Source organism: Citrobacter sp. GW821-FHT02E08, assembly GCF_059421685.1.
Genome location: NZ_JBWKVL010000002.1, coordinates 371,040 through 385,059 on the forward strand (window position 1 = coordinate 371,040; position 14,020 = coordinate 385,059).

Sequence of the window (14,020 nt, forward strand, 5' to 3'; positions counted from 1 at the left end):
TTTATGAAAAAAAGCGTCAATCCCCACGCCAGATTGTTGATTTATGACACCCCATAAACAAGATATTAACCTCTCTGAAAGGTTATAATCCCGTTCACGCTTTTTCGCCATGGAACTGTTATGCGCATCCTACACACCTCTGACTGGCATCTCGGCCAAAACTTCTACAGTAAAAGCCGCGCCGACGAGCACCAGGCCTTTCTTGACTGGCTGCTGGAAACGGCGCAATCCCGGCAGGTGGATGCGATCATTGTTGCAGGTGATATTTTTGATACGGGCTCGCCGCCAAGCTATGCCCGCGAGCTGTACAACCGTTTTGTCGTCAATTTGCAGCAAACAGGCTGTCATCTGGTGGTATTGGCCGGAAACCATGATTCTGTCGCCACGCTCAACGAGTCACGCGAGATTCTGGCGTTTCTGAACACCACAGTGGTCGCCAGCGCCGGGCACGCGCCGCACTATCTTCCCCGTCGCGACGGTACGCCAGGCGCGGTGCTGTGTCCGATTCCGTTTTTACGTCCGCGTGACATCATCACCAGTCAGGCCGGTCTCAGCGGTCGCGAAAAACAGCAGCATCTGCTCACCGCCATCACCGACTATTATCAGCAGCACTATCAGCAGGCCTGCGAACTGCGCGGCGAACAACCGCTGCCGATTATCGCCACCGGACATTTGACGACCGTCGGCGCCAGTAAAAGTGACGCGGTTCGTGACATCTACATTGGCACCCTGGATGCGTTTCCGGCGCAAAATTTCCCCCCCGCCGATTACATCGCGCTGGGGCACATTCACCGGGCGCAGGTGATTGGCGGGACGGAGCATATTCGCTACTGCGGTTCTCCCATTGCGCTGAGCTTTGATGAGTGCGGAAAAAGCAAATGCGTTCATCTGGTGAGCTTCGAAGACGGAAAACTGCATTCTATAGAGAGCCTCACCGTTCCGGTCACCCAGCCGCTGGCGGTGCTGAAAGGCGATTTAGCGGCCATTACCGAACAACTGGCGTCGTTTAAGAACGCGGCGCAGCACCCGCCCACGTGGCTGGATATCGAAATCACCACCGACGAATACCTGCACGATATGCAGCGAAAAATTCAGGCGTTAACTGACGACCTCCCAGTAGAGGTTTTGCTGGTGCGGCGCAGTCGGGAACAACGTGAGCGAAGCATGGCGAATGAGCGGCGCGAAACCCTGAGCGAACTGAGCGTGGAAGAGGTTTTTGAGCGTCGTCTGGCGCTGGAAGAGCTGGAGGTTCCCCAGCGTGAACGCCTTAACCAACTGTTCAGCACCACCTTACACTCTCTCGCCGGGGAACATGACGCATGAAAATCATCAGCCTGCGCCTGAAAAACCTGAACTCCCTGAAAGGGGAATGGAAAATCGATTTTACGGCGGAGCCGTTCGCCAGCAACGGACTGTTCGCCATTACCGGCCCGACCGGTGCCGGGAAAACCACGCTGCTGGATGCCATTTGCCTCGCGCTGTATCACGAAACGCCGCGCCTGAGCACCCTCTCGCAGTCACAAAACGATCTGATGACCCGCGACACCGCAGAATGTCTGGCGGAAGTCGAATTTGAGGTCAAAGGCGAAGCCTACCGCGCGTTCTGGAGCCAAAACCGCGCCCGCAATCAGCCAGACGGTAATTTGCAGACGCCTCGCGTGGAGCTGGCGCGCTGCGCAGACGGAAAAATTCTCGCCGATAAGGTCAAAGACAAGCTGGAGATGACCGCCGCGCTGACCGGGCTGGATTACGGTCGCTTTACCCGCTCTATGCTGTTGTCGCAGGGGCAGTTTGCCGCGTTTCTCAACGCCAAACCCAAAGAGCGCGCTGAACTGCTGGAAGAGCTGACCGGCACCGAAATTTATGGCCAGATTTCGGCAATGGTCTTTGAGAAACACAAAACGGCCCGCACCGAGCTGGAAAAACTGCAGGCGCAGGCCAGCGGCGTCGCCCTGCTCGCCCCGGAGCAACTGCAGGCGCTCACGGAATGTTTGCAGGTACTTACTGACGAAGAAAAACAGTCCCTCACGCGCCAACAAACGCAGCAACACCACCTGCAATGGCTGACACGCCAGAGTGAGTTGCAGACGGAAGTCACTCGTCGCCAGCAGGCGCTACGCTCGGCGCAAGAGGCGCAGGCAAACGCGCAGCCGCAGTTAGCCGCGCTGAACCTGGCGCAACCGGCGCGACAACTACGCCCCTTGTGGGAGCGTATTGAAGAACAAGCCGCTACCGTTACCCGCACACGTAAGCAGATTCAAGAAGTGAACACTCGCTTACAGAGTTCATTATCCTTGCGCAATCGCCTTCGCTCCCATGCCCAGCGCCAGTCTTCTGAACTGCACGCCACACAGCAGACGCTAACGGCATGGCTCACCGAACACGATCGTTTTCGTTTATGGGGCAGTGAACTGGCCGGGTGGCGCGCGCTGTTTGCACAGCAGTCCGGCGACAGAACGCAGTTGCTCAAATGGCAACAGCAGCAGGAAAGCGACACCCGTAAGCTTGACGCGCTCCCGGCGCAAACGCTGGATTTGTCCGCCGATGACGTGACGCAAGCACTCGCACAGCATGCTGAGCTTCGCCCGTTGCGCCAGCGCCTCGCCTCGCTCCACGGACAGATCGCGCCAAAACAGAAACGGCTGGCACAGCTACAGGCCGCGATTCAACACAGCCAGCAGGAACAGGCTCAGCGTACTACCACGCTTGAGGAAAAGCGGCAGCGTTATAAAGAGAAAAATCAGCAATTCCTTGATGTAAAAACGATTTGCGAGCAGGAAGCGCGAATTAAAGACCTCGAGAGCCAGCGCGCGTTATTGCAATCCGGTCAGCCGTGCCCGCTGTGTGGCTCCACCGAACACCCTGCCGTAGAGGTCTATCAGGCTCTCGAACCCGGGGTGAATCAGGCACGGCGCGACTCGCTGGAAAAAGAGGTCAAAACGCTGGCAGAAGAAGGCGCCACGCTGCGCGGGCAACTCGACACCCTCACGCAGCAATTACAGCGTGACGAAAGCGAAGCGCAGGCACTGTTAAAGGAAGAGCAAGCACTTACTCAGGAATGGCAAACGCTGTGCGCCGGGCTGCAAATTTCGTTGCAGCCGCAGGACGATATTTCGCCCTGGCTGACCGCGCAGGATGACTACGAGCACCAGTTGCATCAACTGAGTCAACGTCACGTTCTGATGGCGCAAATCGCGGCAGACACGCAGCAGGTGATGCAGTTTGAACAGCAGATCTCGCAACGCCACGCGTCGCTGTTAGCCGAAGTGACACGCTACGCGCTGTCACTGCCTGGCGAAGGTGAGGAAGAGTCCTGGCTCAGCGCAAGAACGCAGGAAGCGCAAACGTGGCAACGCCATCAGACGGAACTGACCGAGCTGCAAACGCGAATTGCCCAATTAACTCCGCTGCTGGATACGCTGCCGGCGACCGATATCGCCGTTGACGATAACGCCCCTCTGCCTCTGGAAAACTGGCGACAGGTCCATGACGAGTGCGTTTCGTTACAGAGTCAATGGCAAACGCTGCAGCAGCAGGAAGCGCAGGAAACACAGCGAGCCGCAGACGCTCAGGCCCATTTCAACACCGCGTTGCAGGCCAGTGTCTTCGATGACCAGGCCGCGTTCCTCGCCGCCTTGTTGGATGATGAAACCGTTAACCGTCTTGAGCAACTCCGGCAGTCACTGGAAAACCAGTTACAGCAGGCGCAGACATTAGCTGCACAGGCCGCCCAGACGTTCGCGGATCACCAGCAGCAACCTCCCGACGCGCTGGATCTCACCCTCACAGTGGAACAGATCCAACAGGCACTGGCGCAGGTCAACGCCCAGTTGCGGGAAAACGCCACCCGCCAGGGCGAAATCCGCCAGCAGCTTAAGCAGGATGCCGACAATCGTCAGCAGCAGCAGTCACTGATGCTGGAGATAGAAAAAGCCGCGCAGCAGGTGGAAGACTGGGGCTATCTCAATTCGCTCATCGGCTCTAAAGAGGGCGATAAATTCCGTAAATTTGCCCAGGGACTCACGCTGGATAATCTGGTCTGGCTGGCGAACAATCAGCTGACGCGCCTGCACGGGCGCTATTTACTGCAACGTAAAGCCAGTGAAGCGCTGGAGCTGGAAGTGGTCGATACCTGGCAAGCCGATGCCGTGCGCGACACCCGCACGCTTTCCGGCGGCGAGAGTTTCCTCGTGAGCCTGGCGCTGGCGTTGGCGTTGTCGGATCTGGTCAGCCACAAAACGCGAATCGACTCCCTGTTCCTGGATGAAGGATTTGGCACCCTGGACAGCGAAACGCTGGACACTGCGCTGGATGCGCTGGATGCGCTGAACGCAACAGGTAAAACCATCGGGGTGATAAGCCATGTCGAAGCAATGAAAGAACGGATCCCCGTGCAGATCAAAGTGAAGAAGATCAATGGACTGGGCTATAGCAAGCTGGACAGGATGTTTGCGGTGGAATAACCCGTATGTTGCCGGAGGCGTATCAGCGCCATCCGGCAACGCGTTAAACTATCACGTTTGCGGCCACAGCCAGGCCGCCCCGCGCACGCCGCTGGAATCACCATGTAGCGCTTTACGGATTGGCGTCTCGCACTCGCCGCCAAAAACAAACGGTTTGATTAACGACGGCACCGTTTGGTACAGCCGGTCGACATTACTCATCCCGCCGCCCAGAACAATGACGTCCGGGTCAAGAATGTTCACCACATGCGCCAACGATTTCGCCAGCCGCAGCTCATAGCGACTCAGCGCCAGTTCCGCGGTTGCGTTCTGTTCTTCCGCCAGGCGAATAATTTCGCTGCCTTTCAGCGGGTTGCCGCTCAAACGATGGTAATCCGTGGCAAAACCGGTTCCGGAGATAAACGTTTCAATGCAGCCTTGTTTACCGCAATAACAGGGGACTTCAGCGCGATAGCGAAGCTCGTCTTCATCCATCCACGGTAGCGGATTATGCCCCCACTCGCCCGCCGTGCCATTTCCGCCAATGTGCGCACGGCCGTTCAGCGCCACGCCAGAACCACATCCGGTGCCGATAATCACGGCAAAAACCGCGTGTGCGCCAGCTGCCGCGCCGTCCACGGCTTCAGACACCGCCAGGCAGTTGGCGTCATTCGCCAGCCGGACTTCACGGTTAAGGCGCGTACTCAGATCTTTATCGAACGGTTGACCGTTAAGCCAGGTAGAGTTGGCGTTTTTCACCACCCCAGTGTAGGGAGATATGGACCCCGGAATCCCCATTCCCACCGTTCCCGTTTGGCCGGTCGCCTGTTCAGCCATTTCCACTAAGCTGGCAATGGTCTCAATGGTTTGTCGATAATCGTCGCGCGGCGTGGGCAGACGATGGCGAAACAACTGTTCCCCCGCGTCGCCGAGCGCAATCACCTCTGTTTTGGTCCCACCCAAATCAATACCTATACGCACACGACGTTCCTCATTTTATGAAATATCAACAGAGTAGAAGCGAGCTTCCTGATTGGCAATGCAAGCCCGTCGACAATTCGTTATTATACCCGGCATCCTTCAAGTTGCAGATGCGTCGGCTTTCCTCGCTCCCCCCAGTCACTTACTTCAGTAAGCTCCCGGGGCTCTCTGCGTTGCCGCCTTCCTGCAACTCGAACTATTTGGGTATAAATACCCGCTGCATTTAACGACAAGGCCGTGGAAATTATCATGCTGTGGTTCAAAAATTTAATGGTTTACCGTCTTAGCCGCGACGTTTCTTTGCGTGCTGAGGAGATGGAAAAACAGCTATCCTCGATGACGTTTACCCCTTGCGGTAGCCAGGATATGGCAAAAATGGGCTGGGTACCGCCGATGGGATCGCACAGCGATGCATTAACGCATACCGCCAATGGCCAAATTATTATTTGCGCGCGCAAAGAAGAGAAGATCCTGCCTGCGCCGGTGATCAAACAGGCGCTGGAAGCGAAAATCGCCAAACTGGAAGCCGAACAGGGTCGCAAGCTGAAGAAGACCGAAAAAGATTCGCTGAAAGATGAAGTGCTGCACTCCCTTCTGCCGCGCGCCTTTAGCCGTTTTAACCAGACAATGATGTGGATAGACACGGTGAATGACCTGATCATGGTCGACTGCGCAAGCGCCAAAAAAGCGGAAGATACGCTGGCGTTGCTGCGTAAGTGCCTGGGCTCCTTGCCGGTGGTCCCGCTGACGCTGGAAAACCCTATCGAATTAACACTCACCGAGTGGGTGCGTTCCGGTACGGTTGCTCAGGGATTCCAGTTGCTGGATGAAGCCGAACTGAAAGCCATGCTCGAAGATGGCGGCGTGATCCGCGCGAAGAAGCAGGATCTGGTCAGCACCGAAATCGCCAATCATATTGAAGCGGGTAAAGTGGTCACCAAACTGGCGCTTGACTGGCAGCAACGGATCCAGTTTTTGATGTGCGACGACGGCTCGATCAAACGCCTGAAATTCTGCGATGAGCTGCGCGATCAAAACGAAGATATCGACAGGGAAGATTTTGCCCAACGTTTTGATGCTGACTTTATCCTGATGACCGGCGAACTGGCCGCTCTGATTAAGAGTCTGGTAGAAGGGCTGGGTGGTGAAGCGCAACGCTAGTTGCGCGGTATTCCCTCTCCCGATGGAGAGGGAATCGCATTACAGATAGCGGCAAAGATAAGAGGTCGGCTCTGCCACTTGCAGATGGAATTCGCTATTGCCGGGAACGTTAAACACCTCGCCTGCAGCAAACACATTCCACTGGGTCTCACCCGGTAGCAAAACATTCAACGCCCCGCTGACCACGGTCATTTCTTCCGGTGCTGCGGTACTGAAGGTATATTCACCTTCCGCCATGACGCCAACACTGGCGCGGCCAGTACTGCTGCTGGTAAAACCGATTGATTTCACTTTACCGGAAAAGTACTCATTGCTTTGTAGCATAAACGGGCCCTGTTTCATGATTAAGTTAATTCTCAATATAGGGCAAAATTAAACAAGTAATTCCGACGCCAATCGCGCAATCAAGACATTAGAAAGTAAAACCGGAACATCCAGCGCCTTTTGCAGTAAATCACGATGACGCTGGTTAAACCCCAGGCAATCGAGCATGACAACATCAGCGCCCTGTTCCAGCAACGCCTTCCCCGCATCAATCAATTGCTGTTCAGAACCGTGGATAGGGTTCGCCAGCGAAAAGACCGGTGGCGTCTGTAATACCTGCCATTTTTGGGTCTGGGCGTCCAGTAACGCCTCAACCGGAACAATCACCCCTACCTGATGCCCTTCGACGATCGAGGCCACCAGCGGCGGGATAATACGCGAGGGTTCCAGCAAAATTGTATTACGGGTCGACATGTTGTTGATCGACGAGGTGCTCATTAACAGGATCACGTCGTAGCCCTGGTTATCCAGCACTTCAACCACACTTTGTAGATCCCGTTCCACTTTCTGGCGGGATACATGAGCAAGTTGATTATCACTGAGTAGCGTCAGCAGGGGGTCATCACCGGGTGCTACGGCATAATCCGCCATCACCTCCTCACGCGACATTTTTCCCAGCAGACTATGATGAGCGATATGCTGCTCATCGATATACTCGGTTAGGAGAGGTAAGACTTCACTCATTGGCACGACGCCAATAGTGAGAATAGCCAACGACGCACTCATTTTTATGCTCCGCCTTCTTATACTTCGTCGTTAATTCCCGGTAAATATACGAACACTTACCTGCGCTACAAATGCCCAAAAGCGTAGCAGCAGTTACGCGACGTATTGTGTAAAGATTCCAATTAATTCCAGTACTGTATTGTTATCGTTTAATTTTCAGTTTTAGCTGAACGCTACAGAGTGTGATAAATGTGATCCAGGCACACTCAGAGTCCTTTCTGAGTCGTGATGGCATCAGGTTTTATCAGGGTCTTCATAGCGTTTTTTGGCATCCAGTGCGTCTTCTTCGCTGGCGTGTTCGCTTATCAAAGAGTCTGGTTTGGGATAATCGGCCCGAAGCTGGTAGCGGAGCGCCGTCTGGCCTGGCATCCCTTTTTCAAGGGTGACAATCCAAGCTTTTCGCGGATAGAGGGGACTGTTCGGCATGGTTCCTCCTTTTTAACAACGGGATGAACTTTAAGTATAGACGCCACCCTGTCGACGGAGTTGCGCTTGCGACAGTGCCGCGAGAATTTCGCCCACCACCTGGTCCGGATTTTTCGTCGCATCAACAATGTAATGCGCCGCTTCACGGTATAGCGCGTCGCGTTGTTCAAGCACTTCCCGCACCTCTTCGCCCAACGGTTTACCCGTTAAGGTGGGGCGCAGCCCCTCTTCCGGCGCCGCTTCCAGGCGATCAACCAATACCGACACCGGAGCGCATAAATAGAAAACAATGCCGTTATTACGCATGTAATGACGGTTGTATTCGGTAAGAATAATCCCGCCACCGGTCGCCACAACCGTTGACGGTGCGGTAACCGCCTCAAGCGCCGTCGTTTCCCTGGCACGAAAACCGTCCCACCCTTCTCTCTCGACCATCTCCGCTACGGTCATTTGCACATGCGACTGCAACCACTGGTCGGTATCAACAAACTGGTAATCGGTCGCCTGAGCAAGCGTCATACCGGTAGTTGTCTTACCACAGCCTCGTGGGCCAACAAGAAAAAGAGGTTGCGTCATAGCGGGCGTTCCCAGGAGAGCCGCAAACATGCGGGATCGGATATCGTTAAAGTAATAATCATACCACCAAACTAGTACATCGTTAAGTGTAAATAAATCATTCCAAAAAGAATGTGGTATACCGTACGTCCTTACTATAACAAGAAATCGCAGGTAGTTAAGTGTAAAGATAAAATTGCAGTTAACGCGCCCTGCGCTGAACTTCCAGCCACCACTTATCCAGTTCAGCAGCGAAATGTTGGCGATCGCGTGGAGAAAGACTATCCGGACCGCCGGTCTGGATCCCACTGGCACGTAACGTGTCCATAAAATCACGCATCGTCAGACGTTCACGGATGGTTGATTCACTATACCGCTCTCCGCGCGGGTTTAACGCCGCAGCCCCTTTTTCCAGGACTTCGGAAGCCAACGGAATGTCTGCTGTGATAACCAGATCGCCGGGTTCACACTGGCGTACGATCTCATTATCCGCCACATCAAAACCGGCAGGTACGCGCATCGTGCGGACAAATCGTGATGGCGGAACACGCAAATTCTGGTTGGCGACCAGGATCAACGGCATCTGCATCCGCTCAGAGGCTCGGTATAAAATTTCTTTGATTACATTCGGACACGCATCGGCATCCACCCATATTGTCATAACCGCTCCTTACTGATGTGCATTTCCACATTGTCTCGTGCTTTTGCCTTCCGTCAAAGTGCTGTTTCTCCTTCTGCACATTCTCATTCCGCGTTAAGCTACGCTTTACTCATCAAAACAATGAATATCACCCAGGGGGAGTGACACGATGGAGAAGAAAATCGGTTTTATCGGTTGTGGCAACATGGGAAAAGCGATTCTTGGCGGCCTGATTGCGAGCGGTCAGGTTCTCCCGGGGCAAATCTGGGTCTATACCCCCTCCCCCGACAAGGTTGCCGCCCTGCATGAGCAGTACGGCATTAACGCGGCGCAGACCGCACAAGAAGTGGCGCAGGTTGCTGATATCGTCTTTGGCGCCGTAAAGCCCGCCATTATGATTAAAGTGCTGAGTGAAATCACCTCCAGCCTGAGCAAAGACTCGCTGGTCGTCTCGATTGCCGCGGGGGTCACCCTTGACCAGCTCGCACGGGCGCTGGGACACGATCGTAAAATTATTCGCGCGATGCCAAACACGCCATCGCTGGTCAATGCCGGTATGACCTCCGTGACGCCGAATGCCCTGGTCACCCCGGAAGACACCGCCGATGTGCTGAATATTTTCCGTTGCTTCGGCGAAGCAGAGATCATCGCAGAACCGATGATCCATCCGGTTGTTGGCGTCAGCGGCTCTTCGCCAGCCTATGTTTTTATGTTTATTGAAGCGATGGCGGATGCCGCTGTACTGGGAGGGATGCCGCGCACTCAGGCATATAAATTCGCGGCGCAGGCCGTTATGGGATCGGCGAAAATGGTTCTGGAAACCGGTAAACATCCTGGAGAGTTAAAAGACATGGTGTGTTCACCGGGAGGCACCACCATCGAAGCGGTTCGGATCCTTGAAGAACGAGGCTTTCGCGCGGCCGTAATCGAAGCTATGGCGAAGTGTATGGAAAAGTCGGAGAGTCTCAGTAAATCCTGAGGATATCGCTGGACGTCAGGCCGCCACTTCGGTGCGGTTACGTCCGGCGTTCTTTGCTTTGTAAAGCGCGATATCTGCGGATTTCAACCATTCACGATAGTGTCCGAGTTGTGAGGTCAATGGCGCAATCCCCACGCTAATACGTAACGTTACCTGCGGTGCGCAAGGTAAACGCAATGCGCTTAGCCTTTCGTGTACCCGCGTCATCGCGGCAATGGCGTTTTCCGCAGGGGTTCCGCACATGATGACCGCAAACTCATCGCCACCAAAGCGACCAATAACATCGCTGCCGCGCAGGGTCATCTGCAGTTGTCGCGTCAGAGCAACAATCGCTTCATCGCCGACATCGTGACCCCAGGTGTCATTGATGCTCTTAAAGTGGTCGATATCGATGATCAGCAGCGTGGCATCACGGTTATAGCGGCGACAATTATCGAATTCGTTGCGTAATAAAATTTCCCAATGACGCCGATTATAGACGCCCGTCATGCCATCCCGTGTACTCATCACCTGCAACCGGCGCTTATGCTCCGCCAGTTTCGTCGCCGTCTGGTAACTGACCCAGGCAAACAATAACGGGTACATCACAATCACAGGCAGGCAGAGCCACCATTCCAGCTGCGCGCTGGCAAAAGCCACAGTGATACCGGTTAGCTGCAATGTCACCAGGCTAGAAACAATCATTAGTACGATCCCGGCGACAAACAGCCGCACACCGCCAGCCCCCATCAGATTCATACACATCATCATCAGTAATGCCGTCGAGGGGAGGATATTGACGCCCATCACGCCGACCCAAACCCCCGCAAGAATCGCGTCAGCTTTTAAGTTGTATATTTCACGGCTTAAAGGATCGATGGCTTTGCTTGCCAGTTGCCATGCCAGATGCGGCCAGACAAAAGCCCAACCCACCAAAAATAGCCACCACCCGCCCGCGACAGACTGATCAACCAGTGCGGCAGATATGGGGAAGAACATCCATCCCAGTCCTACTGCTCGCGGCAGCCGGACTCGCCGGGCGAAGCGTAACCCGGAACGCTGGTGGTCATTGGGAGGCGGTATGGCGGGCTCTCCACCCGGTGCTACCGTTTTTTTGTAAAAGCTTTCATCATTCATAATTTTTGGGAACATTCTGAAACAATTTTCCCAAATTATAGAGACGAAGCTAGCGGAGAAAGTATGATATTTCGGGTGAGCGATTTTCTCCTCTCACCCGTTAGCACTACAGCTTAGCGTAGGGCACTAGGCCGCTTTTTTCAGGCAGGCACTCATAAACTTGTTGCGATCGTCCCCTTTCAGAGATTGTTCTGTCGCCTGGACATTACACTCACGCATTTTCTGCTGCTGGGGAGTCAGACTTTTCTCACCTGGCGCAGACGTGCTGTTCTTCAGGCAATCACTCATATAGGTTTTACGGGCATCCCCTTTCAGTGCTTCTGCTGTCGCCTGCTGGTTGCAGGTCGTCATACGCTGTTGTTGCGGCGTTAAGGTTTTCTCGGCAGCGCCGACGGTCGTTAAAAACACCAAACCAAAAAGCAGGGCAACCAGTAATGTTATTTTCATAGCACCATCCTTTTGTGGGTATTCACACACCTAATCCTTCAGGAAACTCGAATTATTTAACCTCTATAATCTGAAGGATTTCGTGCCATTAAGTCTGGCTGCTTACGACGAAATTACCACCCGACGGTAAAAGAATTACCGTCGGGTGCCGTTTACTTCAGGCCCAGGGCTGCTTTCATGGTGTAAAACAGATCGGTTTGGTCCGTCAGCCCCACCACATTGGCGGCATGTGGTCCGTAGGCGGCAATACGCAACTGGCTGCCGGTATGTTCCTGAGATTCTTCTTCTGAGTTTCCGTAACTTATCACCATCACCGCGCCGTCTTTGGTGTTCAGCGCCTGCGTCAGGCCTGGCGCTTTCGTATCCGGTGCAACAATCTGGCTGGCGTGAGCATGGTCGGCGGTCACCACCACCAGCGTGTTGCCATCCTTCTTCGCAAATTCCAGCGCACGCTGCACGGCTTCATCGAGATCGACCGTCTCGCCAATCTGTCCACACGGGTTAGCCGCATGATCCTGTTTGTCGATAGAGGCCCCTTCAACTTGCAGGAAGAACCCCTTCTCATTTTTGCTCAGCAGTTCGATCGCTTTGTCGGTCATCTGCGCCAGCGTTGGCACGCTGCCGTTACGCTTCACATTTGGCGTACAGGTCACTGCCGGTTTATCAATATTGCCATGGTATGACGCTTTCGGACCTTCCCAGCGCACGGGCATGTTGCCATCGGAGAATAAGCCCAGTAGCGGTTTATCCTGATTGGCTTCGCGAACATCGGCCAGCGTCGCGGCATCACTGACGAGCTGGTAACCGCGTGCCTGCGCCTGTTCACGCAGCGTTTTTCCCTGCCATTCGCCTGCCTTCGCCGTTTCAGTAAAGGTTTTTGCGCCGCCGCCAAGCGTGACATCCGCGCGTGCATTCAGTAATTGTTCAGTGATGGAGCCTTTGCCGCCCTTTTCCAGGGCATTTGTCGGGCATTTTTCGCTGGTGATGTCAGGGCCGTAGCATTTTCGGGAGGTCACATGTGCCACCAGCGCCGCCGGTGTCGCATCCTGTAATTCCGCCGTTGAGACATTCCCGGTTGCCAGTCCCGCCGCTTTTGCCATTTCCAGAAGGGTCGTGTGATCTTTTTCGTGGATATCGACGCCCAGCGCGCCGTTATAGGTTTTTACGCCCGTCGTCCAGGCCGTAGCGGAGGCCGCAGAGTCCGTCACATAATCGGGTTTGCCGGTTTTTTTATCCAGCGCATAGTGGGTGTACTGCCCTGTCAGAGGTAACGCATCAATGCCTTTAAAAAAACCACCCGCCCCTTCGGCATAATTTCGCGCGGCGGTTATTTCCGAGTCCCCCATACCATCGCCAATCAGCAATATGATATTTTTAGCGGGTTTATTACTGAGTGAATCCCGCAGAGCAGCGGTTTGATCGGCCGCTAAACGGCGCGCACCGCCTGGGGTCGTAATATCCCCCTGGGCCGCACGATTCTCCAGCACGGCCACGGATGAAGACCCGGCATACGTGACGGGGATAAAAAACAGAGAGACCAGGGCAATAGCAATAGCGCTTTGTTTCACTTTATTTTCTCCATGTATAAATACATAAAATATGCTCTTAATAATTCAAATTGCAGTAGATGAAATTTGATGTATGACAAGCATAAAAACAAAGCGACTATAGGTATCTGATATGACAGCAATATGACAGTTATTGACCCTGAATACAATCAGCTACGAGGATGCCTCAATAACTTCTTTACGTACTGGCGCAGCAATTCCGTATCGTTATCCGGAACGCTGGCATCCGGCTTTACGCCGTCAAGTGCGCCCTCTATCTGGTGAATCAGCCTTTGCTGCTCAACCTGCGCCATATTACGTAGCATTGCGGTGACAATAATCTCTAACGCCTCTACCTGAGCCACCAGTTCTTTCGACTCTTCTTCTTTTTGGGCGAGTTTAAGCAACAACTCTGAAATGAGGTTTTTCATAAACGTATTTCCTTATCCGAAGTAGGCAGACGGTATCATTATGATTCATCACTGCCTAGAGGATGAAAGTAGTATTTTTATGATTAAGGAAAGACTTTGTGTTAATAATCACATTGAATTAATCATCGAAACGTTTCTCAGGCCAGAATAATTTCATAATAAGAAAGCCTGAAACTCAATAGTCACGCAGCACCATAATATAAAGTTATGATAAACCCGCCTGATTTCACTTAAGTTGAAGAACA

The 14,020-nt window shown here is 53.8% G+C and carries 14 protein-coding genes; 4 read left to right on the forward strand and 10 right to left on the reverse strand.

Features of this window, described 5'->3' with window-relative positions; all coding sequences use genetic code 11:
• Nucleotides 1-120: 120 nt before the first annotated feature.
• Together sbcD and sbcC are read left to right on the forward strand one after the other, a co-directional pair.
• The gene (gene sbcD, locus AC07UY_RS04025; protein WP_494659204.1) at nt 121-1,323 is read left to right on the forward strand and encodes an exonuclease subunit SbcD; all 1,203 of its coding nucleotides are present in this window, start codon (nt 121-123) and stop codon (nt 1,321-1,323) included.
• On the forward strand, nt 1,320-4,463 hold the full coding sequence (gene sbcC / locus AC07UY_RS04030) for an exonuclease subunit SbcC (protein WP_494659203.1): 3,144 nt from the start codon (nt 1,320-1,322) through the stop codon (nt 4,461-4,463). Before sbcD ends, sbcC begins: the two co-directional genes overlap by 4 nt.
• A 51-nt stretch (nt 4,464-4,514) precedes the next feature.
• Here sbcC and mak read toward each other — a convergent pair whose 3' ends face one another.
• On the reverse strand, nt 4,515-5,423 hold the full coding sequence (mak, locus tag AC07UY_RS04035; RefSeq protein WP_203358706.1) for a fructokinase: 909 nt from the start codon (nt 5,421-5,423) through the stop codon (nt 4,515-4,517).
• Between the two features lie 249 nt (nt 5,424-5,672).
• On the opposite strand from mak, the gene rdgC reads away from it, so the two are divergent.
• Nucleotides 5,673-6,584 carry a recombination-associated protein RdgC gene (gene rdgC, locus AC07UY_RS04040; RefSeq protein ID WP_192611332.1) on the forward strand — a complete coding sequence of 304 codons (912 nt, stop codon included), beginning with the start codon at nt 5,673-5,675 and terminating at the stop codon, nt 6,582-6,584.
• Between the two features lie 39 nt (nt 6,585-6,623).
• Here rdgC and ppnP read toward each other — a convergent pair whose 3' ends face one another.
• The 5 genes from ppnP to AC07UY_RS04065 all read right to left on the reverse strand — a co-directional run bounded on the left by ppnP (nt 6,624) and on the right by AC07UY_RS04065 (nt 9,276).
• Nucleotides 6,624-6,908 carry a pyrimidine/purine nucleoside phosphorylase gene (gene ppnP / locus AC07UY_RS04045; RefSeq protein WP_494659202.1) on the reverse strand — a complete coding sequence of 95 codons (285 nt, stop codon included), beginning with the start codon at nt 6,906-6,908 and terminating at the stop codon, nt 6,624-6,626.
• Nucleotides 6,909-6,956: 48 nt separating this feature from the next.
• Nucleotides 6,957-7,634, reverse strand: coding sequence for an AroM family protein (locus AC07UY_RS04050; protein ID WP_494659201.1), 678 nt, complete (start codon nt 7,632-7,634; stop codon nt 6,957-6,959).
• A 234-nt stretch (nt 7,635-7,868) separates the two neighbouring features.
• Nucleotides 7,869-8,060 (reverse strand): YaiA family protein, encoded by a 192-nt coding sequence (locus AC07UY_RS04055; RefSeq protein ID WP_192611329.1) that lies wholly within the window; start codon nt 8,058-8,060, stop codon nt 7,869-7,871.
• A gap of 30 nt (nt 8,061-8,090) precedes the next feature.
• Nucleotides 8,091-8,636 carry a shikimate kinase AroL gene (gene aroL / locus AC07UY_RS04060; protein WP_203358709.1) on the reverse strand — a complete coding sequence of 182 codons (546 nt, stop codon included), beginning with the start codon at nt 8,634-8,636 and terminating at the stop codon, nt 8,091-8,093.
• Between the two features lie 181 nt (nt 8,637-8,817).
• A complete protein-coding gene (locus AC07UY_RS04065; RefSeq protein ID WP_494659200.1) occupies nt 8,818-9,276 on the reverse strand; it encodes a YaiI/YqxD family protein in 459 nt (152 codons plus the stop codon).
• A gap of 148 nt (nt 9,277-9,424) precedes the next feature.
• On the opposite strand from AC07UY_RS04065, the gene proC reads away from it, so the two are divergent.
• Nucleotides 9,425-10,234: a pyrroline-5-carboxylate reductase gene (proC, locus tag AC07UY_RS04070; protein WP_203358711.1), complete on the forward strand. Its 810-nt coding sequence runs from the start codon at nt 9,425-9,427 to the stop codon at nt 10,232-10,234.
• A 15-nt stretch (nt 10,235-10,249) separates the two neighbouring features.
• On the opposite strand, the gene adrA is transcribed toward proC, so the two are convergent.
• From adrA to iraP, 4 genes are all read right to left on the reverse strand, one after another.
• The gene (gene adrA / locus AC07UY_RS04075) at nt 10,250-11,365 is read right to left on the reverse strand and encodes a diguanylate cyclase AdrA (RefSeq protein ID WP_203358712.1); all 1,116 of its coding nucleotides are present in this window, start codon (nt 11,363-11,365) and stop codon (nt 10,250-10,252) included.
• Between the two features lie 111 nt (nt 11,366-11,476).
• Nucleotides 11,477-11,797, reverse strand: a complete 321-nt coding sequence (gene psiF, locus AC07UY_RS04080) for a phosphate starvation-inducible protein PsiF (RefSeq protein WP_192611324.1) — start codon at nt 11,795-11,797, stop codon at nt 11,477-11,479.
• Nucleotides 11,798-11,949: 152 nt separating this feature from the next.
• Entirely contained in the window at nt 11,950-13,365 is a 1,416-nt protein-coding gene (gene phoA / locus AC07UY_RS04085; RefSeq protein ID WP_494659199.1) for an alkaline phosphatase, read from the reverse strand.
• 149 nt (nt 13,366-13,514) lie between these two features.
• Entirely contained in the window at nt 13,515-13,775 is a 261-nt protein-coding gene (iraP, locus tag AC07UY_RS04090; protein ID WP_494659198.1) for an anti-adapter protein IraP, read from the reverse strand.
• Between the last annotated feature and the right edge of the window lie 245 nt (nt 13,776-14,020).

Excerpts from the sequence above, each read along its gene's own strand:
- sbcD (WP_494659204.1), top strand. The coding sequence starts at position 121 with ATGCGCATCCTACACACCTCTGACTGGCATCTCGGCCAAAACTTCTAC.
- sbcC (WP_494659203.1), top strand. The coding sequence starts at position 1,320 with ATGAAAATCATCAGCCTGCGCCTGAAAAACCTGAACTCCCTGAAAGGG.
- rdgC (WP_192611332.1), top strand. The coding sequence starts at position 5,673 with ATGCTGTGGTTCAAAAATTTAATGGTTTACCGTCTTAGCCGCGACGTT.
- ppnP (WP_494659202.1), bottom strand. The coding sequence starts at position 6,908 with ATGCTACAAAGCAATGAGTACTTTTCCGGTAAAGTGAAATCAATCGGT.
- AC07UY_RS04050 (WP_494659201.1), bottom strand. The coding sequence starts at position 7,634 with ATGAGTGCGTCGTTGGCTATTCTCACTATTGGCGTCGTGCCAATGAGT.
- AC07UY_RS04055 (WP_192611329.1), bottom strand. The coding sequence starts at position 8,060 with ATGCCGAACAGTCCCCTCTATCCGCGAAAAGCTTGGATTGTCACCCTT.
- aroL (WP_203358709.1), bottom strand. The coding sequence starts at position 8,636 with ATGACGCAACCTCTTTTTCTTGTTGGCCCACGAGGCTGTGGTAAGACA.
- AC07UY_RS04065 (WP_494659200.1), bottom strand. The coding sequence starts at position 9,276 with ATGACAATATGGGTGGATGCCGATGCGTGTCCGAATGTAATCAAAGAA.
- proC (WP_203358711.1), top strand. The coding sequence starts at position 9,425 with ATGGAGAAGAAAATCGGTTTTATCGGTTGTGGCAACATGGGAAAAGCG.
- adrA (WP_203358712.1), bottom strand. The coding sequence starts at position 11,365 with ATGTTCCCAAAAATTATGAATGATGAAAGCTTTTACAAAAAAACGGTA.
- psiF (WP_192611324.1), bottom strand. The coding sequence starts at position 11,797 with ATGAAAATAACATTACTGGTTGCCCTGCTTTTTGGTTTGGTGTTTTTA.
- iraP (WP_494659198.1), bottom strand. The coding sequence starts at position 13,775 with ATGAAAAACCTCATTTCAGAGTTGTTGCTTAAACTCGCCCAAAAAGAA.